Origin of the sequence: Citrobacter sp. RHBSTW-00671 (genome assembly GCF_014103415.1) — a bacterium.
Taxonomy (GTDB): domain Bacteria; phylum Pseudomonadota; class Gammaproteobacteria; order Enterobacterales; family Enterobacteriaceae; genus Citrobacter.
The window spans coordinates 4,447,574-4,472,091 of sequence record NZ_JABXPR010000001.1 but is presented as its reverse complement, the minus strand read 5'-3'; the positions used below and the strand labels follow the sequence as shown (position 1 = coordinate 4,472,091).

Below are 24,518 nucleotides of genomic sequence, written 5' to 3'. Positions count from 1 at the left end.
CTATCCGGTACACTGCATCTTGTCATTTACATTCATGCTGAAGGATATCCTCATGTACCAGGATCTTATTCGTAACGAACTGAGCGAAGCGGCGGAAACGCTGGCTAATTTTCTTAAAGATGACGCCAATATTCACGCCATTCAGCGCGCGGCGGTCCTGTTGGCAGATAGCTTTAAAGCCGGTGGGAAGGTACTTTCCTGTGGTAACGGCGGCTCCCATTGCGATGCGATGCATTTCGCCGAAGAGCTGACTGGACGCTATCGTGAAAACCGCCCGGGCTACCCGGCTATCGCTATCTCTGACGTCAGCCACATCTCCTGCGTCAGCAACGATTTTGGTTACGATTATGTATTCTCCCGCTACGTTGAAGCGGTTGGCCGTGAAGGCGATGTCCTGTTAGGCATCTCGACTTCGGGTAACTCCGGTAACGTGATTAAAGCGATTGCTGCGGCGCGTGAGAAGGGAATGAAAGTCATCACCCTGACCGGCAAAGATGGCGGTAAAATGGCCGGTAGCGCAGATATCGAAATTCGCGTGCCGCACTTTGGCTATGCCGACCGTATTCAGGAAATTCATATCAAAGTGATCCATATTCTGATTCAACTGATCGAAAAAGAGATGGTTAAATAACTATACCCGTCATACTTCAAGCTGCAGGTGCGTTGGTTGCGCTCAGAAACCCCAGTCACATAGTTATCTATGCTCCTGGGGATTTCTTCCCTTACCGCCTTCCTGCAACTCGAATTATTTAGGGTATAGCATATTGTTTTCTCTGATATTTTGAGTTTTGATTGGCTGTAACAATTACGCCTTCCCGCTTAAGGCGTTTGTGGAGGTGATGTATGTGCGAACTGCTCGGGATGAGCGCCAATGTGCCAACCGATATCTGCTTTAGCTTCACCGGGCTGGTTCAGCGCGGCGGAGGTACCGGGCCGCACAAAGACGGCTGGGGTATTACGTTTTATGAAGGTAAGGGCTGCCGTACGTTTAAAGATCCGCAACCCAGCTTTAATTCGCCTATCGCCAAACTGGTACAAGACTACCCCATCAAATCCTGTTCCGTGATTGCCCATATTCGTCAGGCGAATCGAGGGGAAGTGGCGCTGGAAAACACCCATCCGTTCACGCGTGAACTGTGGGGGCGCAACTGGACTTACGCCCATAACGGACAGCTCAGCGGCTATAAATCGCTGGAAACCGGTAATTTCCGCCCGGTCGGGGAAACCGACAGCGAAAAAGCCTTCTGCTGGCTGCTGCATAAGCTGACCGAGCGTTATCCGCGCACGCCAGGTAATATGACGGCGGTGTTTAAATATATCGCGGCGCTGGCAGGAGAACTGCGAGAGAAGGGCGTCTTCAACATGCTGTTGTCTGACGGGCGTTATGTGATGGCCTTCTGCTCAACCAATTTGTTTTGGATCACCCGCCGTGCGCCGTTTGGCGTGGCGACATTGTTGGATCAGGATGTGGAAATTGATTTTAGCTCAGAGACCACACCCAATGATGTGGTCTCTGTGATTGCCACTCAGCCACTGACGGGCAATGAAACCTGGCAAAAGATTATGCCAGGCGAGTGGGCGCTATTTTGTCTCGGGGAGCGTGTAGTTTGATGCCAGCTGTGGCTGAACGACTTCGTGACTCAACGGCTTGCTGACGATATAACGGCCATCGACAACGGAAACGGTCGGTGGCTTACGCGTTTGTTCAAAGTAATCGTATCCCGGTTTTAGCTGCGACCAGAAATCTTTGTAATACGAAAACTTATGGCGCTGCATGTTCGCGTCAGTCATGCGGAACGGGTAAATGCTCACCTGAACGCTGGACTGGCCGAATACCAGAGCGCCGGTCACAAACTGGAAAATCTCATCAATACCGTTGTCGGTCATCGCATAACAACCGACAGAAACGCAGGCGCCGTGGATCATCAGGTATTTACCTTCATAACCGTGGGCGCGGTCGTAGGCGTTAGGGAAACCAATGTTAATCGCTTTATAGAAGCGGCTATCCGGTTTGAGCTGTCCGCGCTGTACGCTGTAAAACCCTTCCGGGCTTTTGAAATCACCCTGACGCTGTTTCGGCCCTAAGCCGCCGGAGTAGTTACAGATCTTATAGCTGTCGAGCAGCTGATACTGTTCGCCCATCTTGACGTACAGATCGAGCGTCCGCTCTTCTTTAAAGATCTGAATATAGACAGGGGACCCCATCAATTGCTGCTTATATTCTTTGCTGATTGGCGTGGTCGGGCTGCCGCTGCTCAGCAAACCGGCAAATGAAACGCACGGCAATAAAAGCATCGCAAGAAAAAATGCGATTTTACGCATACTGCTTATTCCTTGATAAAACGATTACACACGCCAGGACGGCAAAAAGAGTCCCCAAATCAGAAAAGTCTGTATTTGGAGCGCTCACATTAGCACCAAGAGAGTTTTTCGCAAGTCTCTCGTGCGCCGTTTACACTTTAGTTTCTCTTTATACGGAAAATTGCGCAGAAAGGCAGTCAGACAGTGGCGTATTTTTTCATCGGCCTTATGTCGTAATTCCTGATGAATGTAATGGCGATAATATATTGAATTATAAAAAATAATTATTTAATAATCGAATATTAAAACGGATTGTCAGGCCATCGCGCTAGACTGCGCTGAACGTGTTTGCCTCGGTACTCTTTTTTCATGTCTTTTGTCTCTGCGTCCCGACGTATTTTGCCGGGCCTGCTGTCTTTGTGTGTTGTGTTGTCCTCACCGTCTGTCGCCAAAGTTCAGCCCCTCTTATCTGACGCCCATTTAAGCTATGCGGCGCAAATGCGCATGCGTAACCGCGCCCGGCTGCTGAAGCAGTACCACGCGCAGGTAAAAAAGCAGGCAAGTTATGTGGTGGAGGGTAATGCGCAAAGTAAAAGCGCGCTACGCCAGCAAAACAGGACGCTGATTAAACAGCACCCGGAGTGGTTCCCGGGGCCGCTGAAAGCCAGCGATCGTCGCTGGCAGGCGCTGGCCGAGAATGACCATTTTCTCAGTAGCGATCATCTGCATAACATGACCGAAGTGGCAATCCACCGTCTCGAGCAGCAGCTGGGTAAACCTTATTTGTGGGGCGGGGCCAGCCCGGATCAGGGCTTTGACTGCAGTGGGCTGATTTTTTATGCCTACAACAAAATCCTGGAGGCAAAATTGCCGCGTACGGCGAATGAAATGTATCACTATCGGCGGGCAACCATCGTCGCCAACCGCGACCTCCGTCGCGGTGATTTAGTGTTCTTTCATATTCACAGTCGGGATATTGCCGATCATATGGGGGTCTATTTGGGGCAGGGACAATTTATTGAATCGCCGCGTACGGGAGAAACCATTCGGGTGAGTAATTTATCCGATGACTTCTGGCAGGATCATTATCTCGGTGCCCGGCGTATTCTGACGGAAAATACCATTCTGTAATCAACAGGGCGGTGTAAATGACACCGCCTCGTCAGGAGTTAACTCAACGCTCCCATAATCTTTAATTCCAGTTCGTCCGGTACTTCGTTATACGACAGTACTTGCAGGCCAGGTGCAAACAGCCGTGCGTAGCGGGCGAGCAGGGGACGTAACTGTGGTGCGACTAACAGCACGGGCTCTTTACCGGCGGCTTTCATTTGTTCTTTTATCTGCGGCATAGTGGTCTGGAACTGATTAAGCATATTGGGATCGACCGGCACGTTGTCCAGCACCACTTTTCCACTTTGCTGCGCCTGATTGACCACATTCGCCAGCAAATTCTCCAGTTCATTATTCAGTGTGTATACCGCCAGCTCATCTTTGCGCACAAACGGGTGGGTAATGCTGCGGCGCAGCGCGAGACGGATATCTGCGGTTAACAGAATATGATCCTTGGTAACGGCGCTACTGGCGACCAGTACGGTAGCGATTGTGACGATATCGCGCAATGAAACACCGTCAATAAGCAGTGTCCGGTATACCTTCAACAGCTGGCTGTAGTTCAATGCTGCACTGAGATCCTCGGCCAGCCGCGGCGCCATCGAGGAGAGGCGATTGTGCAATTGCGTAATATCGTCGTAGTTAAACAGGTCAGGGATGTAGTTACGGATGACTTTATTCACGTGTGTCGCAATCACACTGGCGCCATCGATAACCTGATAACCCATATTGAGCGCTTTGGCTTTTTGCGCCGGGACAATCCACGTGACCGGCATGCCGTAAGCCGGATCGTTACCTAACACGCCATCAATCTCGCCATAGGTTTCGCTGGAAGGGAGCGCCATCAGCTTATCTGCGGGGATATCTGCTTCATCGGCTTTGATTCCGTTGATAAAAATGGCGTACTGCGTGGGTTTGAGCCTGAAGTTTTCACGAATACGAATCTCTGGTAGCAACACGCCGTTGTTATCGGAGATAACTTGCCGTACGCCGCGTATGCGCTGGGTTAGCGGATTGCCTTTCGTTTTATCCACCAGCGACACCAGCTTGTAGCCCAGACTCAGGCTAATGGGTTCAATCAGCGGGATCGTCTCCCAACTGACCTGCTGCTCGCTGGTTTCGGCGATGGTTTTGCTCAGCGTCTCAAGATTTTTCTCTTCAGTTTCTGCCACCTTCGGGCGCTTGCTCATACGCCAGGCGGTGAACCCCAGCAGGGCGCTGAACACCAGAAACGGGAAGTGCGGCATGCCAGGTACCACCGCCAGCACGAACATAATGCTGGTGGCGGTATACAGTACGGAAGGGCTGGCCAGCAGTTGGCTACGTACGTCTGTGGCGATATCGCCGCTGTCGCTCACGCGAGTAACGATAATTGCTGCCGCCGTCGATAGCAGCAGAGACGGGATCTGGGCGACCAAACCGTCACCGATGGTCATCAGTACGTATTGCTGGAAGGCGGCTTCGGCGCTTAAATCGTATTTAAAAATACCGATACACACGCCGCCGATCAGGTTGATCGCCAGAATCATCATCCCGGCGATGGCATCCCCGCGTACGAACTTCGACGCGCCGTCCATTGCGCCGTAGAAATCGGCCTCGCTGGCGACATCTTTACGGCGAGTCTGCGCCTGTTGCTGGTTGATAAGCCCGGCATTCAGGTCGGCATCGATCGCCATCTGCTTACCGGGCATGGCGTCCAGCGTAAAGCGGGCCGAAACTTCGGAGATACGCTCGGCGCCCTTGGTCACCACAATGAAGTTGATGATCATCAGGATGATGAACACCACGAAACCGACCACAAAGTTGCCGCCGATAACCACCTGTCCGAAGGACTCAATCACCTTACCGGCTGCGCCCGCCCCCATATGGCCATGGAGTAAAACGACACGGGTTGATGCCACGTTCAGCGTTAATCGCATCAGGGTGGTGATCAGCAAAATAGTAGGGAACAGGCTGAACTCGAGCGGTCGTTTTGCGGAAACGGCCACCAACAGCACCATGACTGCCAGCACAATGTTAAAGGTGAACAGAATATCCAGTAGTGCCGGAGGTAACGGCAGGATCACCATCGCCAGAATACACAGAATAACCAGCGGTACGCCGATATTACCGTTACGCAGAAGCGCCAGGAGTTGCTTAGTTGTTTTCGGCATCCAGTTTAAGAACCTCTTTGGGAATGGAAATATGTCTGTTCAGTGCAGGGCGTGCTTGTGAGCCGTCACGCCAGTGCTTCATTTGCAGTACATAGGTCAGGACGTGTGCAATCGCCCGATATAGTTGAAACGGAATCTGTTGATTCACCTGGGTGGTGTAATAAACGGAGCGTGCAAGTTTGGCGAACTCAACAATTTCAATGCTGTGTTCTGCGGCAACCTGGCGGATGTACAGCGCAATTTCATCGGTGCCTTTGGCGACGACAAAAGGGGCGGCCGCACGGGTCTGGTCGTATTGCAGGGCGACGGCATAATGGGTGGGGTTGACGATCACGACATTCGCTTTTGGTACGACTTTGCGGATTTGCCCCATCGCCATTTGGCGCTGCAGGCGGCGTATCCTGGCTTTGACCTCGGGTTTCCCTTCCTGGTTTTTGTACTCTTCTTTCACTTCCTGTTTGGTCATCTTTAGCCCTTTGATGAACATTTTTTTCGCCAAAGGCACATCAACGAGCGCAAAAAAGATAAACAGGATGACAAAGTTGCGCATGATGCTGCTATAGAGCGCCAGACCGTCGCTGACGGCCTGCTTAAACCACAGCTCCTGCAGACCAAGAAAGAGGGCGAAGTTATTGCGTACGCTCACCCACAACATAATCAGCAGTATGACTGCTTTAAGCGTCATCTTGCCGGTATCCACCAGATGCTCGGATGAAAATAGTCGACCAATGCCTTTTAATGGACTGATTTTGCTGAAGTCCGGTAAGATTTTTTTCGGCAGGAATACCCAGCCGCCGGGGATAAGCGATGACAATAACGCGGCTGCGGGCATTGGCAGCAGCGTCAGAATGAATTTCGCTAAAATCAGCAAGTGATGCTGGAGAAACTGACCAATGATGTCCGGATCGTTAATGTTCTGCGCATACTGATGCACGCTGATGAAGCTTTCACGCACGAAATCTTCATACCAGGGGAAGCTACTGGATATCACCATAAACGCAGCAAACAAGCTGGCTGCAAGCCCCATGTCTTTAGAACGCGGTATCTGGCCCTCTTCTCTGGCTTTACGCAGTTTTTGCGCCGAAGGTTTTTCTGTTTTCTCTTCGCTGCTGCTATCCGCCATAGTGTCCCTTCAGGGCATCAAGTTGCTGCAAAACAAAATTCGCCAGGTGCAGATAGTGGTCCGGCAGGTTGTACAACAACGTGGCAAAACAGATCAAACCCGCCAGCATATTGATTGGAAAACCCAGTGAATACAGGTTCAGTGGTGGTGCGATGCGGTTGAGCAGGCCAAAGCAGCCCTGGACAATAAGCATAATAAACGTGGTGGGTAGCGCGAGGAGCATCGCCGATGCCAGTACCCAACTGAAGGCCAGCGAGAGCGTACGCAGGGTTTGCGGATGCAGCGCATTGCCGATGGGCCAGTAGGTGAACCCTTTATACAAAATGCTCACCAGCAGGAGATGGCCATCCATGGCGAAGAACAAGATAATCGCATAGATATTAATGAGTTCGGCCAACACCGTCGTGGAGGCGCCGCTGTTGGGATCGTTCATCACCGCCATGCTCATCCCCATGTTAAACGAAAGGATCTGCCCTGCCAGTTGTAGCGCGAGAAACAGAAATTGCAGCATCAGGCCGAACAGCATTCCCCACAGGATCTGCTCAATTGTCAAAATGAGGCTGTTCATGGACAACAGATCGGTGGGGACCGGATGCGGGATCATGGGCGTGATGATGATAGCCAGTGCCAGGGACAAGATAATCCGTACGCGAATGGTCAGGGCGTTGTTATCAAAAACGGGGACATAGTGAATAAACGCCATGATGCGCACAAAGGGAAACCATAATCCCAGCACCAGGTTCGTGAGCTGCGTGATATCTGTTTCGCGCATGTCAGTGCACCAGAATGGCGGCCTGAGTGAATAAATGAATACACAGGTCGTTCAACTGGACGATCATCCATTTTCCGCAAACCCCGAGCACCGCCAGTGTGACGATAAGGCGCGGTAGAAAGCTGAGCGTTTGTTCGTTAATTTGGGTTACCGCCTGAAACACGCTGACCAGCAGGCCAACCAGCAGGCTGGGAACGACCAAAATGCAGACCAGAATAATGACAACTTTTATGCCGCTGGCGACAATGTCTGCGGCTACATCAATGGTTAACATGCGAGCCTCGTTTATCCCAGTCCCAGACCGCGAATACTGGATGTCAGCGTACCTACCGTCAGCGACCAGCCATCAATTAGCACGAACAACATCAGCTTAAAGGGCAGTGAAACAATGAGCGGTGAGAGCATCATCATCCCCATCGCCATCAGGACGCTGGCGACGATCAGGTCAATGACCAGGAACGGGATATAAATCATGAAGCCAATCTGGAAAGCCGTTTTCAGCTCACTCAGCACATATGCCGGGACAATAATCGACAGATCCTGATCGGCGGCATTTCCTTTGGCATCGGCAATGGTCATGATTTGGGCCATCGCCTTCTTGTTCGTCTGCGCCAGCATAAATCGCTTCAACGGCGAGGCGGCGGTGCTCAGGGCATCGCTCAGCGTGATCTGGTCGTTTTCAAACGGAACAACGGCGTGATCGTAGATGTTTATCCAGATCGGACGCATGACCAGCATGGTTAAACAGAGTGCGATACCAATCAAAATGCGGTTGGGGGGCGTGGTTTGCAGACCGAGCGCCTGACGTAATAGCGACAGCACAATGATAAAGCGGGTAAAACAGGTCATCATCAGCACCAGCGTCGGAAGCAAACCGACGAGGGTCATCAGGATCAGGACCTGAATTTTGACGCTATATTCCTGGCTATTTCCGTGGGTAACCACATTCAGTAGCGTGATGTCTCCACCCTGTGCGTGGGCCAGTGGCGACAGGATGATTAAAGAGAGACCCAACGCGAGCGTGAGTTTTGACGCGAGTTTCATGGTGCCAGGTCGTTGATTTCGTGCGTGTTGAACTCCAGAACACGCAGGCCATACTTTTCGTTGACCACCACGACTTCCGCTTTTCCGAGCAGGATATTGTTGACCTTAATATCCAGTGGTTCACCGGCGAGTTTGTCCATTTCAATCACCGTGTCGTCGTCTATATTCAGCAAATCGGCCAGCATGATCTCTACCGAGGAAACTTCCAGTGTCAGCGTGACCGGAATGCGTTTCAGGAGGGCCATGGATTCAGAAAAGCGATCTTCTAAACGCGTAACCAGCGATTCGGTTACCGACGGTGCGGGTGAGGCTGCCGTTTCGGGGGCTAATTCGAAACCTTGCTCTAAAATATCTTCTGGCTTACTCATAGGATTTCTCCGTCTTACTCGTTAATTCGGACAAAAACAGTTTGTCTTTATCCTCGACGATCAAGGCTTTAAATAATTCGGACTTTCCGATATACACCGGGAAAGCATCAGGCATTGCGATGGGTAAAATATCGCCGGGTTTAATCGTCGCCAGGTCGGCAACATTCAGGGGAATCTCTGCGATCTTGACGCTCATGGTCAGAGGCAGGGTGTTAATAATCTCTTTTACCAGCGTTTTCTTCCGCGTCCCGGTAGTGGCACGGTCAATCTGCTTTTTTTTATCGCCGTGTTCGCTATGGCGAATTAAATTCAGAATGTAATCGGTATGTGAATCATCCAGTAAAATCCTGAAACTGCAGTTTTCATCATCACCTAATATAAACGTCAGCTGGTATGCCCAGTGAGTCTGGACGGTGCTGCTGTCAGATTTAAGCGTCAGTGGAATTCCCGATATATTTTTATTAAAAATAATATGGCTAATATCCAGTGCCAGCCGGCTTTTCAACCGAATTTCTGTTTTGGTAGGTAAATCATTATGTGGTTTTTCATCCGCAAGGGATGACGTCAGACCGTAAAAATTACCTAACAGCATTAGCAATAATGCGCGATCGATATCAAACGCCAGATTGCCGACTTGAGAAACCAATAATTCAGCACTTTTATTAATAACATCCATCTCACAGTTTATTTTTCTGAGTGTTATATTTGTGCGATGTTTTTTAAGAAAGTAGTTTCCGAGATGTGATTCAATTGTATCAAAATTACCCGTAAACATAGTCGGTAGTCGATGATATGGACGTCCCAGCCTGTTTCCTTCAAGTTTAAAGATGCCAGGCGTTTGACTATATTTCAGCATGGTGCACTTTCTCTGCTGTAAGTTCTGTAGCGGACGAATTGAGAGCCAATTCCTCGCTGATTAAAGGTGTTGAAAAAAACATATGGTTTACTGTTCATCCCTGACGCTGTTCTCATACTGTCGAAGTCCATTAATTATGGAGTAGAGTACCTGCGATCGTCGGTGATGCAGGGCTTGGTATTAAATGGTTTGTCGTTCTTTGCTGCAAGTTATTAATTGCGTTGAGCTATAATTAAAAAATAATTAATCATTTCAAACAGACGTCACGTCTTTTGTTTCTCATGCTTTTGGGGATTGTTTACATAATCTATTCTCACTTAAAATTCTATGTAACTTGTTGTTTTTATTTAAATAATATTTTTATTATTGTTTAATTTGAGATTGTTAATACCACCAGTGATAGTATTTTTTTTAGGAAAGACCTGCCTGAAACCCGATTTCAATGGGGCTGTCTGTTGAAGATGCAGCACAACATGAGCAAGGATGGTATTAAAACATGGCACGGGTGATATCTATTGTTCGATGATTGTTCTCTGGAACAATGCATATATTTCTCGTAATGGATGTTAATTTTACTTCAAAGTGAAAGATAATCATGTTTGAACTTATTGCTGAAGCCGCTTCCAGCATCAATGCTTTTTCATTGGCCAGACGAATTGCTGCTTTTAATGTTCCTGTACTTATTCATGGCGAAACAGGTACTGGAAAAGAATGCGTTGCTAAATTTATTCACGCCATCGCCTTTTCTGCGGAACAACATGCGCCATACATCGGCGTAAACTGCGCCGCTATTCCAGAAAATATGCTCGAAGCCACATTATTTGGCTATGATAAAGGCGCTTTTACCGGCGCGGTAGCCACCGTGCCGGGGAAAATGGAATTAGCCAACAACGGTACTTTGCTGCTTGATGAGATTGGTGATATGCCATTAGCACTACAAGCCAAAATATTACGTGTGTTGCAGGAGCAGCAGGTTGAACGTTTAGGCAGTAATCGTTTGATAAAATTAAATTTTCGTTTAATTGCCTGTACCAATAAGAATCTTGAAGAAGAGGTTGCGGCAGGTCGTTTCAGAGAAGATCTTTATTATCGGATGTCCGTGATTCCTGTGACCATGCCGCCGCTGCGGGAACGTATGGAAGATATTATTCCGCTGGCTGAATCCTTTATCAAAAAATACTCCACCGTATTAGTCAAAAACATCAAACTCTCTGAATCGTCGCGCCGTGCGCTACTCAGTTATGCCTGGCCGGGGAATGTGCGCCAGCTTGAAAACGCGATTCAGCGAGGCATGATCCTTAATCGTGATGGGGTAATTTATCCCGATACGTTAGGCATTCCATCAACCGAGTCGGATAGCTGGTGCGAACCAGAATGGCAGCCTCGGGTCTCCTTGCCAATCACCACCAGCGACAACCTGGGTCAACATGGCCGCAGTGCGCAGTATCAATATATTGCCGATCTAATGCGTAAATATCAGGGAAATAAAACCAAAATCGCTGATTTATTAGGCATTACCCCACGTGCACTGCGTTATCGTCTGGCGTCAATGCGAAAGCAGGGAATAGAAATTTTCTCCTGAACCCATCTGTACTCCCGAGAACGCTTTTTACATTTTAAGAGTAGGTCATGAGCATAAATACGATAGCCCCAGCCAGTACGATGCAGACGCAAATGATGCAGGATATGCAGCAGATGAACGCGGCGGTCCAAACCCCCGTCATCTCTGCACGACAGATTGATACCGTTGGCACACCCTCAGCGTCTTCCCTGGTCTCATTCGATAGCATCATGCAAGGCGCGCTGAATCATGTTGATAGCTTTCAGCAGGTTGCAGAGCAAAAGCAAACCGCCATTGATACGGGGAAAAGTGACGATCTGGCGGGAGCAATGATTGCGGGCCAGCAGGCGTCTTTGTCATTTTCTGCGCTGGTGCAGGTCAGAAACAAAATTGCCAGCGGGTTTAATGATCTGATGAGTATGTCTATCTAACGCTATGAACGAGCTTATTAAGAAGTTAACGCAATCGCTCCCGGCACTGAATATCAGGCTGGATGGCAACAAGCGCTGGGCCGTGCTGGCGGCGGCGGCCGTGGCGGCAACGGCGATAATTATCAGCCTGCTGTGGAATGGCAATCACGGTTACGTCTCGCTGTACGGTAGCCAGGAGAACCTGCCTGTCTCGCAGATTGTCAGCGTACTGGACGGTGAAAAACTGCAATATCGTATCGACCCGCAAAGTGGGCAGATTCTGGTGCCGGAAGAGACGCTCTCTAAAGCACGAATGACGCTTGCCGCCAAAGGGGTGCAGGCGATGTTACCCAGCGGCTACGAGCTGATGGATAAAGATGAGGTACTGGGTAGTAGCCAGTTCGTGCAGAACGTGCGGTATAAACGCAGCATGGAAGGGGAACTGGCTCAGAGCATCATGACGCTGGATGCGGTAGAAAGCGCACGCGTGCATCTGGCGCTGAATGAAGAAAGTTCGTTTGTCGTCAGCGATGAACCGCAAAACAGCGCCTCGGTCGTGGTTCGTCTGCACTATGGCGCTAAGCTCGGCATGGATCAGGTTAATGCCATCGTTCATCTGGTCTCCGGCAGTATTCCGGGGCTGGATGCCGCCAAAGTCAGCGTTGTCGATCAAGCGGGCAACCTACTGACCGACGGGATCGGCGCGGGAGAGGTCGTGTCAGCAGCAACGCGCAAACACGATCAGGTTCTGCAGGATATTCAGGATAAAACCCGCGCCAGCGTGGCAAACGTGCTGGACTCGCTGGTGGGGATCGGCAACTACCGGATCAGCGTGATGCCGGATCTCGATCTGAGCAATATTGACGAAACGCAGGAACACTACGGCGATGCGCCGAAGCTGAATCGGGAAGAGAACGTACAGGATAGTGATACCAGTCAGATTGCGATGGGCATTCCGGGGTCACTCAGTAATCGTCCACCGATAGCGCCAAACCAGGTTAGCGCGGGTAATAAGCCGGAGTCCGAAAGCAACACGCCAGCGGCGTTGTCGAAGCACAGCGAGAACAAGCGTGATTACTCATACGATCGCAGCGTGCAGCATATTCAGTATCCGGGCTTTGCGGTGAAGCGACTGAATGTGGCGGTGGTACTTAACCAAAGCGCACCGGCACTGAAAAACTGGAAGCCGGAACAGACCACGCAACTGACGGCGCTGCTGAACAACGCCGCGGGAATTAACGCCCAGCGCGGCGATAACCTGACGCTGTCAATGCTCAGCTTTGTCCCCCAGGCAACGCCGGTCGAGCCGGTTATTCCGTTCTGGAAGGATGACAGCGTTCTGGCCTGGGTGCGCATGCTCGGTTGTGGCTTGTTGGCGCTACTGTTGCTGTTTTTTGTTGTGCGTCCGGTCATGAAACGGCTGACCGCATTACGTCAGAACACGGTTCTGGCGGAACCAGCACTGGCGATCCCTGCCACAGAACCCCATTTTTCAGCAGCCGATGATGAGCGTAAAAGCGTTGAGCTGCCTTCTTTCCCTGGCGATGACAGTTTGCCTTCGCAGAGTTCTGGTCTGGAAGTGAAGCTGGAGTTCCTGCAAAAACTGGCGATGAGCGACACCGATCGCGTAGCTGAAGTTCTCAGACAATGGATAACCAGCAATGAGCGAATTGACAACAAGTAACGGTAGCAGCAACAGCTACCTGGAACAGGCCGCAATTTTATTACTGTGCCTGGGAGAAGAGGCGGCGGCGACGGTAATGCAAAAGCTCAGCCGTGAAGAGGTGGTCCGCCTGAGTGAAAATATGGCGCGCCTTTCTGGGGTGAAAACCAGCATGGCAAGGAAAGTCATTAACAATTTTTTTGACGAGTTCCGCGAACAAAGCGGCATTAACGGGGCCTCGCGCGCCATGCTACAGGGGATCCTGAATAAAGCGCTGGGCACGGAAATCGCCAGCAGCGTGATCAACGGGATTTATGGTGATGAAATCCGCTCACGTATGGCGCGTCTGCAATGGGTTGAACCCCGCCAACTGGCAATATTGATCTCAGAAGAACATTTGCAGTTACAGGCGGTATTCCTGGCCTTTTTGACGCCGGAAATCTCGGCCACGGTACTGTCTTATATGAATGAGTCCGTACAAAACGAGATCCTGTATCGGGTTGCCAAGCTCAACGATGTAAACCGTGATGTCGTGGATGAACTCGATCGATTGATCGAACGCGGGCTCTCGGTGCTTTCTGAGCATGGTTCGAAGGTGAAAGGCATCAAGCAGGCGGCGGATATCGTCAACCGCTTCCAGGGGAATCAGCAGGTGATCCTCGACCAGATGCGCGAGCGTGATGAAGACGTGCTCGAACAGTTACAGGATGAGATGTACGACTTCTTTATTCTCAGCCGCCAAAGCGAAGAGGTGCGGCGCCGCCTGCTGGACGAAGTGCCGATGGAAGACTGGGCCGTTGCGCTGAAGGGCACCGAGGCGATGCTGCGTCGCTCTATTTTCGCCGTGATGCCCAAACGTCAGGCTCAGCAACTGGAGGCGGTAACCTCGCGTCTGGGTCCGGTTCCAGTGAGCCGCATTGAACAAATCCGTCGTGAAATTATGGGGATTGCCCGTGAGCTTGAGGAAGCGGGTGACATTCAGTTGCAGCTGTTTGCCGAACAGACCGCGGAGTAAACATGGCGATTGACACTATTCGTGGCCGTTACCGGCTGCACCGTTTCCCTCCTCGCCACCGTCATGCGCCGAGTGAGCCACTCACGCCGGGTATGACGGCTGCGGATTATCAGCGCCAGCTGATGGATGGTTTTCAGGAAGGGCTGCAAAAAGGCTTTGAGCAGGGAATGGCTGAAGGTCAGGAGCAGGGCTTCCAGGAAGGACATCAGAAGGGCCATGAAGAGGGCATTCGGCTGGGGTATACCGAAGGCAGCCTTGCCGGGCAGCAGGAAGGGCGTAAGCAGTTTGCTGTGGCGGCGCAGCCTCTGGACAGTCTCTCAGGCAAAGTGAATGACTACCTGGTACATGCACAGCGTAAACAGCGGGAAGACCTGCTGCAACTGGTGGAGAAAGTGACCCGTCAGGTGATCCGCTGCGAACTGGCGCTGCAGCCGACACAGTTGCTGGCGCTGGTGGAAGAGGCGCTGTCCGCTTTTCCGACCATACCGGACGCCTTGCAGGTGCTGCTGAGCAACGACGAGTTTAACCGTATCAAGGATGCCGCACCGGAGAAAGTCAGCGAATGGGGGCTTACGCCTTCCGCGGATCTACAGCCGGGGGAATGCCGGGTGGTAACCGATAAATCGGAGCTGGATATTGGCTGTGAGCATCGACTGGAACAGTGCATGACGGCGCTCAATGAATCACTGGTTCCAGAGCCGCAGGGTGAGTGATTTTTCCGCTTTCGATAATGCGTTGCGCTCGATTGAGGCGATCCCGCTGGCCCGGGTCGCCGGACGGCTGGTACGCGTTAACGGGATTTTGCTGGAGAGCGTAGGGTGCCCACTGGTTACCGGTCAGCTTTGCCGGATTGAAAGCGCGAACCACATTCTTATCGATGCGCAGGCCGTCGGTTTCAACCGTGATATTACCTATCTGATGCCTTTTAAACATCCGGTCGGCCTGATGGCGGGCGCACGGGTTTTTCCGGAAGAGAAAGCGCAGGAGATCCTGATCGGCGATAGCTGGTTGGGACGCGTGGTTAACGGTCTGGGAGAACCGCTGGATGGCAAAGGGCGGCTTAGCGGCAACGACGTACTACCGCCTCAGGCGCCGTCAATCAATCCTCTTAGCCGTCGGTCAGTGAATCAGCCGCTGGATGTTGGCGTCAAAGCGATTAATGGTCTGTTAACGATCGGCAAAGGCCAGCGTGTGGGGCTTATGGCCGGAAGCGGCGTAGGGAAGAGCGTCCTGTTGGGGATGATTACGCGCCAGACCAAAGCCGAGATTGTGGTGGTGGGTTTAATTGGCGAACGAGGTCGTGAAGTCAAAGAGTTCATCGATCACTCGCTCGGTGCGCAAGGGTTGGCCAAATCCATTATTGTGGCAGCGCCAGCGGATGAATCACCGCTGATGCGCCTGAAAGCCACCGAGCTTTGTCACTCTATCGCTGCCTGGTTTCGTGACCGCGGGCATCACGTTTTACTGCTGGTGGATTCGTTAACCCGTTATGCCATGGCGCAGCGTGAGATTGCACTCTCGCTTGGCGAGCCGCCGGCAACGAAAGGGTATCCACCATCGGCGTTTGGCATGATCCCGAAGCTGGTGGAAAGCGCGGGCAATAGTGAAAGTGAAGGGTCCATGACCGCCATTTATACGGTTCTGGCTGAGGGTGACGATCAGCAGGATCCGATCGTTGATTGCGCACGCGCCGTGCTGGATGGGCACATTGTTCTGACCCGCAAGCTGGCAGAGGCGGGGCATTATCCGGCTATTGATATTGGGCAGTCGATCAGCCGTTGCATGACACAGGTCACTCCCACCGCCCATCAGCAGTCGGCCCGTTTGTTGAAACAACACTATGCCGCCTATATGGAAATTAAGCCGCTGATCCCCTTAGGCGGCTATGTCGCGGGGGCCGATCCCGGTGTCGATAAGGCCGTTAAAGTCTTCCCCGCGATAGAGCGTTTTCTGCGTCAGGAAGTCAGCGAACCCGCCTCTCTTGAATTGGTGCAAAGCCGCTTGCAGACTCTTTTCCCGGTGGCAAAAAAAGCAGAAGGTAAGTCATGATGCAGCAGATGATCAATACCCTTGCGCAATTGCAACGCCTGCGAGACAAAGCGGTAAAAGACGTGACCGTACAGCTTGCGAAGCAGCGGCAGGTTTGTGCGGGTTATGAAAATAACATCAAAGCCCTCGACTATCTCATCCAAAAAACCAGTACGGGTGTTGATGTCCCTTCTGTTGAATCGCTCAAAAACGTGACGGGTTATAAAGGCACGCTACGCACGGTCATTGCCTGGCAAGAGCAGGAGAAAACACTGGCTAAAATTAAAGAATCACGCATCCAGAAAAACCTGATTTCCGCGGCATGTGACGAAAAAATTGTGGCGATGATGCTGGATGAAAAATGCCATGCGCTCCACGATGAAACGCAGGTGAAAGAACAGAAAGCGGTGGATGAAATCGCTGCGCAGTGCTGGTTAAGACAGAAAATACAGGGACTGGTATGAAAACGATAATCACCTTCGGTACGTTTGATGTTTTCCATATTGGCCATTTGCGCATTCTTCAGCGTGCTGAAAAACTGGGCGAACGGCTGATTGTTGGCGTCTCATCAGATGCGCTCAATATACAGAAGAAAGGCCGGGCACCGGTGTACAGTCAAAGCGAACGGATGGATATCGTCGCCAGTCTTAAATGTGTGGATAGCGTGTTTCTCGAAGAATCGCTGGAACAAAAAGCGGGCTACATTCGCCAGTTTCAAGCCGATACCCTGGTCATGGGAGATGATTGGGCCGGACGCTTTGATAGTTTCTCGTATCTTTGCGAAGTGGTTTATTTTCCGCGCACGCCCGCAGTGTCGACGACCTCAATTATTGAAGTAATCAAAACGTATTAATAGTTAGTATTAGTGCATACAGATGCGGTGAAATTCAATTTGTGCACCACACCTCTGGGTCTGAAGGACTATCTCATGAATAGCCATGTTAGCTTTTTACTCCATCTACGGCGTTTGATTTTATTGCTAAATCAGAATAAAGATATATCCGATGCAATAATCTTAAAGGAGTTCATTCTGCAGAATGCCGGGTACTTTAATGATACGCATGAAACCATTACATTTATTGATGCGCTTTTCTATCTGTGTGAAGAGTTTACAACAGAAAAAATAGCAGGGTTTTATGCGGCGAGTTGTTCTTTTTATTTGTCAATTTTAAATGACACACTGCTGGATGTTTATTTTTGTGGAAGTCAGAAATCTTTCATTACGTTTAAAGAAAAGATATCTAAGCAAAATGTAAATCTGGTTTTTTTTGATATTGAACAACCCTGTTTTGATAGATGTAAAATAAAGCCGGCATTGTCAGAGAGCCGGTTATCACTGCTGGCTTACGACTATGCGGGTAGTCATGCCGTATTAAAAGGCGATATTGGCCAACCTTTCGCTCATTATCTCCATGAAGACCAGTGGCAAAATAATCATCGGGACATTGATCGATACTGTGAGTTTCTTTCATATCAATACCACCGATTGATGAAAATAACGTGTGACACGATTATTTTTGGTTCATCATATGCACACCATGCCTTAACTCATATCAACTCCATGAATTCGTTGAGCTTCTCAATTCCTGGTTTGGATATAGCCAGCGCGCATGATTTATTTTTTAGAATGAAAAATAACCATAATGCAAGTCAGATAATATTATGCTTTGGTCACTATGATTTATTCAAGGAAATAAAGAAAGGTGGTGCTGGGTTATACATCGATGCCCGTAATTCAATTAAAAAATTCACCGATCTGTTTTTTGAAGATAAGAGAATTCATGGTGCAGAAAAAATTTCAGACTTACCTTCTTTTGACCTCGGCATCCCCGTTGATGATTTAGTCAATAATTACTATTTGGGCCGTAATACTCTTGTTGAAAACGAAAAGCAAAGTAATGATGCTAATATTATTGCTAACAAGCTGGATGAAATGCAAAAAAACATCGACTCAACCGTATCGCTGACAGAGGAACAACTTTATAACAGTGGTCGGGAGGTCGTTTCGACACATAACAAATATGTAAATTACCATGATTCATTTGCATTGAATTGTGAAAAAATGATGGAAATTAAATATGATGCAGAAAAGAGTAAAAGCCATGTCTACCTACTGATCCCACCGGTATCGAGGGGATACAGTGAAAATTTGGAGAGCAGAATAAAAATTAAAGCCAGAGATTTTTTTCAGACTCTTGATTCAGATTTTTTCCACCTTGTTGATTTTGCTACTGATGAGCGCTTTAATCATACTGACTTTATTGATGGACACCATTTGAATATTTATGGTGCCAAAAAGCTGCAGAGTATCTTGTTTAATCGCGGTGTGCTCTCTCAGCGAGAACTCTAACGTCATCATATACCCAACGGGCCAAATCGTGAGGCGGGTTGGGTATGTTATGCTTAATGGTCTGCTTCATGCAGAATCCGGACAATAACCGATTCCAGCGCCTGGCTGGCATTGATATTGTCACCCGGATATAACTGACTCACCGCTTGCGCCCGTATGTTGGCTTTATCATCGCTAAATAATGCGTGATGTAAAACAGTGGCAATGTTGTTCTGAGTGAAGGTATAACGAAAATCATCGTTGATGGGTAACAGGTCATAGTTCGGCTCAAAGTTTGCATGTTCACCGGGGGCAATATCCAGCGTTAAGACCGGTTTTTGTGTTAACAGGAAATCAAACATGATCGATGAATAGTCGGTTATCAACGCATCAAATCGATTCAAAAATGGATAAACATCCGTCCCGGCATCAATAAAGTAAAAGTTATTAATTTTTAAAGCGTTGCCGTCAAAGTTAACCGCCATGTATGGGTGGGTTTTTATAAAGACATCGATCCCTTTTTTGTTGGTGTACTGAAGTAGCTGCGTAAGCACTTCTTTGCTTAACAGCTCGGTATTGTCGAAGCGCTGCCATGTAGGGGCGATGAATATCTTTTTCCTTTTACTGGCCATGCCCTTCAGGGTGCGGGCATCAAGTTGTGCGCCCAGCAGTTCTAATGGCATAACATTACGCAGGATCACTTCATTGCGCGGGTAGGAGGCATTGATGATGTTGTCGCAGCCAAATACCTGGCTCCAGTAGTCATTTAATGCCGGCGTAGTACTGAGCACATAATCGGCCCGTGAGGCCCAGGCCAGTGATGTCCCGAACCCCGGATCGGTCATGCTGAAATAGGGGGTAAGCTGTAACAATAGCTTTTTAACCGAAATGCCATGCCATAGCTGAATATGTTTTGCACCTTCAAGGCAGGCGAAGTATGACCAATTCCGGTGCAAACTATGATGTGGATTGACACAGAAAATAGCTATTTGTGCCTGCAGAAATAAAGTGATCGTTTCATCATTACTTTTGCCGATCAGGTGTACAGGAAGATGCTGCTGCACCAGCATGTCATAAACGCTTTCGTTCCATGTACACCAGAGGCATTCCAGCTGCGGGTTTTTTACCATCTGCAGATACACGTATTTTGTATTATCGGCAAAGGCGTCACGATCAAAAAAAAGAATCAGCTTTTTGTTTTTTTTCTTTTTACGTGATACCTGAGATAAAACCTGGCAGAGCTGATGGTCTACGGCAGGGTAGTTATTGATGCTCATGTTGAAATCCTATCTGATTCATTTTATTGACTGTCAGCTAAACAGTTTTTTCTGCAGGCTTTGCAGCAATGTATTTGCGTTTAATGGGAGTGAAGGCGCCAACAGGCTCTCGATCTCTTCGGCCGCGCGAATGCCTGCCTGACCGTCCATAAACGCATCACAATAGTGGTGGCGAATGTCATTTAACGGCTTTTCCAGCGCGGCCCAGTCGAAAGTGTCGGCAAGCGCAGAGCGTAATGTCTGCATATCATCCGCAACCGGCAGGATCTCGCGGATACGCTGATCGGCGCTGTGCGCACTGGAGTAGCTCTGTTGTCCATCCAGTAATGCCTGCATGCCCGGCCAGTTGAGAAGAATGACGCGTTTGTTGGCATGAATGGCGTCGAAGATAAATCCGCTATTATCGGTCAGGACGAAATCAGCTTTTGCCAGCAGAGCGTGCGTATAGTGTGGCGAATCGACCTTTTTCTTCAGGTGTTTATTGGCCAGTGCCAGCGATGCGGCCTCCTCAGGGCGGGAGCAGGTGCCGTGGTGGAGTTTACAGATAACATTGAAGTCGCGGCTCAAATTCGCCAGTTTTTCCGCCCAGTGCGGAAGCGAACTTAACGCGCCATAGGTTGGCGCATAGAGCAGGGTGGGTTTTTTAGCATCCAGTTTTAATGAGGCGGGGAGCAGGGTATCAATCTTTCCCTGATGCCAGCTGTCAAAGCGCGGATTACCCACGACTTTTGCGCTGCCGTTAATGTCCAGCGCCTGCTGACTGTAATGGCTGTAGCACAGAATGCGGTGGTAAAACGTATTCCACCATGCGTGGTTCCACTCTTCTTTAGCCAGACCATACATGGCGCGGACATGGACATCAGCCATGCTTTTCAGTGCCGGCGTGTAGTAGGGACTCACCAGGCATGTGAAGCGCAGCCGCTGGCTGATAGCTTCGGTAATACGCATGCCGCCAGGCAAGGGGGCCTGGATGTTTTTGAGGGTTTCCAGCATTTCATCAAGGAAAGGCTTATGAATGCGATCGTTAACCAGCAGCGTACAAGCGTGTCCCCGCGCCTGTAGCGCGGCAATAATGGGTTGATAGACGGTGTAATGGAATGATGTCTCCATAAAGAAGGCGATGGCATTGCTTTTCGGGGCGATAGCGGGTTGTGACGGTGCCGGCGACACCGCCTGAATACTGGTCGGTGATTGATTGATTTTATTGAAATAATAGCGAATGTTGTCGGTATCTTTATGCTCGATGTTGCTATATCCGGCACGTTGATAGCAAACACTCGGATAGCAGGCCAGCCATTTCCCCTCGCGTAGCAGCGGCTGCCATCGTTCTTCCAGAGTGTCTGACAGGTCCTGCTGCATCTGTTGTGCCAGCGTGGCGTAATAGGGGCTGTTGACCAGATAAGCGCACACTTTGTTGCAGTCGCGAGCGTGGATCACCCCGTTCAGGCTTTTCAATACCGTGCCCTGTTTGATTTCGCCGCCGAGCACGATCGCTTCCCAGGGGAATTTTGCCAGCGCGTTGAGCAGCGAATTCAGCACCTGAATATGTTTTCCCTGTTTCAGAATGACGGCGTCATCTTCCAGCAACAGATAGTTTTTCCAGCCATGTTGTTGTGCCAGGAGCAATACCTGCAGATGTGACTGACGACGTCCGGCGTGACCGTCTGCTTCGTCGCAAGCAGCCAGGCGGGTGATCTTCTCTGGCGGGACATTCAGTTGGGCAAGTTCCTGCTGGATCTGGCTTAGCCTGTCCGGACGTTTATCGAGGTTGACCACCACGACCTGATCGACCGCATCCCACTGTAGCGGCTGGTGATGGGTGGCGTTATGCAGACTCAGGTACCAGTTTCTCAGCATGGGATCGGTGATGGTTTGCTCCAGCGCGGCGGCTAACGGTTCACTGGAACCCAGCACAAAATCTTTATCGAACGTGTTCTGGCTGTGTGAAATGCAGAGGATGGTACGTTCACCGGGCAGTTGCAGCGGGTTAGCGGTAAATTGGTTGGTAAAACCCGCTTCTTCACCCAGGTTGCAGTCATCAATGTAACGGTGTTTTTTCAGATAATTGCGGTGATAGCAAAACGTGCCATTGAGGATGTTCTGTGGGCCAAAACGGTGGGTTTTGAAAAGGCGATTGATATGGCTGTACCAGATGGGGATCTGGTCGGAGCCTGAAATTAACGCCCGATGGCGCTGCATCATCGCAATGGTGTAAGAGATTTTATCTATCGGATAAAAATCGTCGTCATCCATGCACAGAATATATTCACCCACGGCCAGCTCGTTGAGCATATTCCGTTTTTTACCCAACGGCAGTTTTTCAGGATGATGAATATAACGGATATTGAGCGCTTCAGGATGTCCCTGGGTCAGCCGCTGGATGATCGGCAGATAGCTTTGCGGTGAATCATCCAGAATCACCAGCTCCCTGCGGTCGGCGGGATAATCCTGATAACGATAAATGTACAGCAGCCACGGTAAAAAGGCTGGGCGGTTCCAGGTTGGGGTGATGACGCTAACAAACGGTTTATCACGTCCGGTATCAAGGGTTTTTACGACGCCAGACAGAATTTTCGATGATGTGGGCATAGTGAATTTCGCGGAAAAAGACCGGGCGTTCGTCCGGTCAAAGGGCGCTAACAAATCAGCAGTGAAAAAGCAGAGAGCAGGTAATCCGCAGGCAGAGCGGCCAACAATTGCTCGCGTACTGATGTGGACTCTCCACCGTGGCGCCAGCGCTCGAATAGCGCGAACAGGGCGTAAATATCGTTATGGTTTAGCGTCGAGTCATCCAGTGTCCACAGACTAAAGAATGTGCGTAACAGGAAGAAGTCGCTGACCAACTCAAAATAGCGCTGGGTTACGTCGGCTCTGTCAGCGTCTGGAAATGTGTCATGGTACAGGCGATAAATCAGATAGTTACTGAAGATCCAGGCGTTGTTTGCGAAGTACTGGGTATGGGTTTTATGCCACTGCGTCTGTAACTGCTGCAGCAGCAACAGCTCGCTGTTGGCGTCCTGCAACATCAACAAGCTTACCTGCAAAGGCAGCGTTGTTTTACGTGCGCTGTCCGGCAGTATTGACCAATCAAAGCTCAGACTGCCCATCAGGGTCAGTAGCGTGCGCTGAAGCTGTGGTACGGCAGGCAACAGGGCAAATTGTTGCTGCAGCTGTCCCTGTTCAACAAAGTTGGCGAGGACAGTAGGCTGTGAAGCGAGGCTAGCCAGCGTTTCGTCGCTCTCACCGGGCAGCTTATCAGACCAGGAGAGCATAATGCCCAAGGCATACAGCCGTAGTTCCGGAGTTAACCCGGCGAGCGTTACCGTGTTCAGCGCCGCCTGATTCAGTGTCTGCGCGCGAAGGGATAGCACCGGGCTCTCTGGGGTGGCTGCACATTGGCTGACGTGCAGGGCAAACGCGTCGGGATCGCCGAGCGCCGCTTCACAACTGGCGGTTTCGGTCAGCATCAGGCTTTGGCGAATTTCATGTTGCCATGTCATCCGGGTTGATAATGGGGAGTCAGGGTTGTGGGATAAAAACGAACGGACAAACGCTGGTTCGTAGCAGTCAATCATACGCATAGTGTGTTCTCAGAAATCGCAATATCGTCATCTGGCGTGTAAAAAGCAATTTGCGTGCCGATTATTTAATTCTTTCTATATCAAAAGGTTGTTAGCGGCGCGGAAACCAGGTTTCCGCTGCAGTGGAAGGCGCATGAACTCAGGGATGGTAAATAAAATCAGGTCCGGTACCTAAAAAAGACTGAATGAATTCGTACTGGCGGATCAGCAGTTCGCCATTCTTTTCGTTGTAGATTTTGCAACGTTCGGCTTTTTGCTCAAGGCTCCGCCACCGGGATTGCGCAGCGCGTTGATGCGGGCCCGGAAGCCAGCTAAAAATGTGCTCCAGCCCGGTCCGGTTGAGGCTTACGCCCAACACGTGCAGAATTGAACTCCGCTGCTGACTGCTGGCGCTCAGTTGGGCGTAATGCTGTTGGATGGTCTCATTTACCGCTAACAGCGCCTCGCAGTTGCGGCGGATCATGCACAGGCGCTGCTGTTCCAGCAACGCGCGCAACGCATCATACACACTGTCGTCTTCACGGATCCCTTGCAGCAGTGTTTTGACCTGTTCTTGTTTCGTGCTCACCGTTCAGGCCTCTTATTTCTGGAAAAAACTGAGCATATCGCTTGCTAACTGGTCGTTATCCACCTGCAGGTCGCCTGCGGCCAGTGCGGCTTGCATCTGGGCAACTTTGTCGTAATCAACATCGCCCTGGGTGTCGTTATTCAACGTTTGTTGTGCCGACTGCAGACCGGCCTGAGTAATATCATCGGCTGAAAGTGTCGTGGTGCTCACGGCGCTGGTTTTTGGCATGCTCTTACTGTTGCTGTTCGTTGCGGATGCTGTCGGTGCCGGGCGATTCCCGGGCAGTGTCGCTGTTATTTTCATATCAACCTCGTGCATGTCCCGTCTGAGAGTTCTTCAGTTACTGACGTAAAGCGGTC

Annotated in this window: 23 protein-coding genes and 3 pseudogenes; 13 read left to right on the top strand and 13 right to left on the bottom strand. The window is 50.2% G+C overall.

Going from position 1 to position 24,518, the window contains the following annotated elements; translation table 11 throughout:
* Window positions 1-52 precede the first annotated feature (52 nt).
* Both lpcA and HV261_RS21495 read left to right on the top strand, forming a co-directional pair.
* Window positions 53-631, top strand: coding sequence for a D-sedoheptulose 7-phosphate isomerase (gene lpcA, locus HV261_RS21500; RefSeq protein ID WP_016151815.1), 579 nt, complete (start codon window positions 53-55; stop codon window positions 629-631).
* 212 nt (window positions 632-843) lie between these two features.
* Window positions 844-1,611: a class II glutamine amidotransferase gene (locus tag HV261_RS21495; RefSeq protein ID WP_202039431.1), complete on the top strand. Its 768-nt coding sequence runs from the start codon at window positions 844-846 to the stop codon at window positions 1,609-1,611.
* Here HV261_RS21495 and dpaA read toward each other — a convergent pair.
* Window positions 1,582-2,322 (bottom strand): peptidoglycan meso-diaminopimelic acid protein amidase, encoded by a 741-nt coding sequence (gene dpaA / locus HV261_RS21490; RefSeq protein WP_137384395.1) that lies wholly within the window; start codon window positions 2,320-2,322, stop codon window positions 1,582-1,584. The two genes, HV261_RS21495 and dpaA, sit on opposite strands and share 30 nt — an antisense overlap.
* Before the next feature lie 348 nt (window positions 2,323-2,670).
* Between dpaA and HV261_RS21485 the strand changes: the two genes are divergently transcribed.
* A complete protein-coding gene (locus HV261_RS21485) occupies window positions 2,671-3,432 on the top strand; it encodes a C40 family peptidase (RefSeq protein ID WP_202039430.1) in 762 nt (253 codons plus the stop codon).
* A 38-nt stretch (window positions 3,433-3,470) separates the two neighbouring features.
* Here HV261_RS21485 and HV261_RS21480 read toward each other — a convergent pair whose 3' ends face one another.
* From HV261_RS21480 to HV261_RS21450, 7 genes are read right to left on the bottom strand one after another with little or no spacing between them, the layout of a single operon-like run.
* Entirely contained in the window at window positions 3,471-5,564 is a 2,094-nt protein-coding gene (locus tag HV261_RS21480) for a flagellar biosynthesis protein FlhA (RefSeq protein ID WP_202039429.1), read from the bottom strand.
* Window positions 5,548-6,687, bottom strand: a complete 1,140-nt coding sequence (locus HV261_RS21475; RefSeq protein ID WP_202039428.1) for a flagellar type III secretion system protein FlhB — start codon at window positions 6,685-6,687, stop codon at window positions 5,548-5,550. Before HV261_RS21475 ends, HV261_RS21480 begins: the two co-directional genes overlap by 17 nt.
* The gene (fliR, locus tag HV261_RS21470) at window positions 6,677-7,459 is read right to left on the bottom strand and encodes a flagellar biosynthetic protein FliR (RefSeq protein WP_202039427.1); all 783 of its coding nucleotides are present in this window, start codon (window positions 7,457-7,459) and stop codon (window positions 6,677-6,679) included. Before fliR ends, HV261_RS21475 begins: the two co-directional genes overlap by 11 nt.
* A 1-nt stretch (window position 7,460) precedes the next feature.
* Entirely contained in the window at window positions 7,461-7,733 is a 273-nt protein-coding gene (locus HV261_RS21465) for a flagellar biosynthetic protein FliQ (RefSeq protein ID WP_202039426.1), read from the bottom strand.
* An 11-nt stretch (window positions 7,734-7,744) separates the two neighbouring features.
* Entirely contained in the window at window positions 7,745-8,503 is a 759-nt protein-coding gene (fliP, locus tag HV261_RS21460) for a flagellar type III secretion system pore protein FliP (protein WP_202039425.1), read from the bottom strand.
* Window positions 8,500-8,871, bottom strand: a complete 372-nt coding sequence (locus tag HV261_RS21455; protein ID WP_202039424.1) for a FliM/FliN family flagellar motor switch protein — start codon at window positions 8,869-8,871, stop codon at window positions 8,500-8,502. Before HV261_RS21455 ends, fliP begins: the two co-directional genes overlap by 4 nt.
* Window positions 8,864-9,727, bottom strand: a complete 864-nt coding sequence (locus HV261_RS21450; RefSeq protein ID WP_202039423.1) for a FliM/FliN family flagellar motor switch protein — start codon at window positions 9,725-9,727, stop codon at window positions 8,864-8,866. Before HV261_RS21450 ends, HV261_RS21455 begins: the two co-directional genes overlap by 8 nt.
* Before the next feature lie 595 nt (window positions 9,728-10,322).
* Here HV261_RS21450 and HV261_RS21445 point away from each other — a divergent pair.
* The 10 genes and pseudogenes from HV261_RS21445 to HV261_RS21405 all read left to right on the top strand — a co-directional run.
* Window positions 10,323-11,076, top strand: a pseudogene (locus HV261_RS21445) (sigma-54 interaction domain-containing protein); the annotation flags it as partial.
* Between the two features lie 65 nt (window positions 11,077-11,141).
* A pseudogene (locus HV261_RS28040) lies at window positions 11,142-11,309 on the top strand (helix-turn-helix domain-containing protein); the annotation flags it as partial.
* Between the two features lie 47 nt (window positions 11,310-11,356).
* Entirely contained in the window at window positions 11,357-11,719 is a 363-nt protein-coding gene (gene fliE / locus HV261_RS21440) for a flagellar hook-basal body complex protein FliE (protein WP_202039421.1), read from the top strand.
* A 4-nt stretch (window positions 11,720-11,723) separates the two neighbouring features.
* Window positions 11,724-13,379, top strand: a pseudogene (gene fliF, locus HV261_RS21435) (flagellar basal-body MS-ring/collar protein FliF); the annotation flags it as partial.
* Window positions 13,360-14,376 (top strand): flagellar motor switch protein FliG, encoded by a 1,017-nt coding sequence (locus HV261_RS21430; protein WP_202039419.1) that lies wholly within the window; start codon window positions 13,360-13,362, stop codon window positions 14,374-14,376. The pseudogene fliF and the gene HV261_RS21430, both read left to right, overlap by 20 nt.
* A 2-nt stretch (window positions 14,377-14,378) precedes the next feature.
* The gene (gene fliH, locus HV261_RS21425) at window positions 14,379-15,089 is read left to right on the top strand and encodes a flagellar assembly protein FliH (RefSeq protein ID WP_202039418.1); all 711 of its coding nucleotides are present in this window, start codon (window positions 14,379-14,381) and stop codon (window positions 15,087-15,089) included.
* The gene (fliI, locus tag HV261_RS21420; protein ID WP_202039744.1) at window positions 15,082-16,425 is read left to right on the top strand and encodes a flagellar protein export ATPase FliI; all 1,344 of its coding nucleotides are present in this window, start codon (window positions 15,082-15,084) and stop codon (window positions 16,423-16,425) included. Before fliH ends, fliI begins: the two co-directional genes overlap by 8 nt.
* Entirely contained in the window at window positions 16,425-16,868 is a 444-nt protein-coding gene (fliJ, locus tag HV261_RS21415) for a flagellar export protein FliJ (RefSeq protein ID WP_202039743.1), read from the top strand. Before fliI ends, fliJ begins: the two co-directional genes overlap by 1 nt.
* Window positions 16,865-17,257, top strand: a complete 393-nt coding sequence (locus HV261_RS21410) for an FAD synthase family protein (RefSeq protein WP_202039417.1) — start codon at window positions 16,865-16,867, stop codon at window positions 17,255-17,257. Before fliJ ends, HV261_RS21410 begins: the two co-directional genes overlap by 4 nt.
* A 75-nt stretch (window positions 17,258-17,332) precedes the next feature.
* A complete protein-coding gene (locus tag HV261_RS21405) occupies window positions 17,333-18,754 on the top strand; it encodes a hypothetical protein (protein ID WP_202039416.1) in 1,422 nt (473 codons plus the stop codon).
* A gap of 53 nt (window positions 18,755-18,807) precedes the next feature.
* On the opposite strand, the gene HV261_RS21400 is transcribed toward HV261_RS21405, so the two are convergent.
* The 5 genes from HV261_RS21400 to flgM form a co-directional block, all read right to left on the bottom strand.
* Window positions 18,808-20,010, bottom strand: a complete 1,203-nt coding sequence (locus HV261_RS21400) for a CDP-glycerol glycerophosphotransferase family protein (RefSeq protein WP_202039415.1) — start codon at window positions 20,008-20,010, stop codon at window positions 18,808-18,810.
* 33 nt (window positions 20,011-20,043) lie between these two features.
* On the bottom strand, window positions 20,044-22,599 hold the full coding sequence (locus HV261_RS21395) for a glycosyltransferase (RefSeq protein WP_202039414.1): 2,556 nt from the start codon (window positions 22,597-22,599) through the stop codon (window positions 20,044-20,046).
* Window positions 22,600-22,646: 47 nt separating this feature from the next.
* Window positions 22,647-23,591, bottom strand: a complete 945-nt coding sequence (locus HV261_RS21390; RefSeq protein ID WP_202039413.1) for a lysine-N-methylase — start codon at window positions 23,589-23,591, stop codon at window positions 22,647-22,649.
* Between the two features lie 139 nt (window positions 23,592-23,730).
* Window positions 23,731-24,159, bottom strand: a complete 429-nt coding sequence (locus tag HV261_RS21385) for a flagellar protein FlgN (protein WP_202039412.1) — start codon at window positions 24,157-24,159, stop codon at window positions 23,731-23,733.
* 12 nt (window positions 24,160-24,171) lie between these two features.
* Window positions 24,172-24,462: a flagellar biosynthesis anti-sigma factor FlgM gene (gene flgM, locus HV261_RS21380; protein ID WP_202039411.1), complete on the bottom strand. Its 291-nt coding sequence runs from the start codon at window positions 24,460-24,462 to the stop codon at window positions 24,172-24,174.
* Window positions 24,463-24,518: the final 56 nt, after the last annotated feature.

Coding starts and splice junctions, on each gene's coding strand:
- fliE (WP_202039421.1), top strand. CDS start 11,357: ATGAGCATAAATACGATAGCCCCAGCCAGTACGATGCAGACGCAAATG.
- lpcA (WP_016151815.1), top strand. CDS start 53: ATGTACCAGGATCTTATTCGTAACGAACTGAGCGAAGCGGCGGAAACG.
- HV261_RS21450 (WP_202039423.1), bottom strand. CDS start 9,727: ATGCTGAAATATAGTCAAACGCCTGGCATCTTTAAACTTGAAGGAAAC.
- HV261_RS21475 (WP_202039428.1), bottom strand. CDS start 6,687: ATGGCGGATAGCAGCAGCGAAGAGAAAACAGAAAAACCTTCGGCGCAA.
- HV261_RS21480 (WP_202039429.1), bottom strand. CDS start 5,564: ATGCCGAAAACAACTAAGCAACTCCTGGCGCTTCTGCGTAACGGTAAT.
- fliR (WP_202039427.1), bottom strand. CDS start 7,459: ATGCGCGAAACAGATATCACGCAGCTCACGAACCTGGTGCTGGGATTA.
- HV261_RS21465 (WP_202039426.1), bottom strand. CDS start 7,733: ATGTTAACCATTGATGTAGCCGCAGACATTGTCGCCAGCGGCATAAAA.
- HV261_RS21485 (WP_202039430.1), top strand. CDS start 2,671: ATGTCTTTTGTCTCTGCGTCCCGACGTATTTTGCCGGGCCTGCTGTCT.
- fliP (WP_202039425.1), bottom strand. CDS start 8,503: ATGAAACTCGCGTCAAAACTCACGCTCGCGTTGGGTCTCTCTTTAATC.
- HV261_RS21390 (WP_202039413.1), bottom strand. CDS start 23,591: ATGCGTATGATTGACTGCTACGAACCAGCGTTTGTCCGTTCGTTTTTA.
- dpaA (WP_137384395.1), bottom strand. CDS start 2,322: ATGCGTAAAATCGCATTTTTTCTTGCGATGCTTTTATTGCCGTGCGTT.
- HV261_RS21495 (WP_202039431.1), top strand. CDS start 844: ATGTGCGAACTGCTCGGGATGAGCGCCAATGTGCCAACCGATATCTGC.
- flgM (WP_202039411.1), bottom strand. CDS start 24,462: ATGAAAATAACAGCGACACTGCCCGGGAATCGCCCGGCACCGACAGCA.
- HV261_RS21395 (WP_202039414.1), bottom strand. CDS start 22,599: ATGCCCACATCATCGAAAATTCTGTCTGGCGTCGTAAAAACCCTTGAT.
- HV261_RS21455 (WP_202039424.1), bottom strand. CDS start 8,871: ATGAGTAAGCCAGAAGATATTTTAGAGCAAGGTTTCGAATTAGCCCCC.
- fliH (WP_202039418.1), top strand. CDS start 14,379: ATGGCGATTGACACTATTCGTGGCCGTTACCGGCTGCACCGTTTCCCT.
- HV261_RS21400 (WP_202039415.1), bottom strand. CDS start 20,010: ATGAGCATCAATAACTACCCTGCCGTAGACCATCAGCTCTGCCAGGTT.
- HV261_RS21430 (WP_202039419.1), top strand. CDS start 13,360: ATGAGCGAATTGACAACAAGTAACGGTAGCAGCAACAGCTACCTGGAA.
- HV261_RS21405 (WP_202039416.1), top strand. CDS start 17,333: ATGAATAGCCATGTTAGCTTTTTACTCCATCTACGGCGTTTGATTTTA.
- HV261_RS21410 (WP_202039417.1), top strand. CDS start 16,865: ATGAAAACGATAATCACCTTCGGTACGTTTGATGTTTTCCATATTGGC.
- fliJ (WP_202039743.1), top strand. CDS start 16,425: ATGCAGCAGATGATCAATACCCTTGCGCAATTGCAACGCCTGCGAGAC.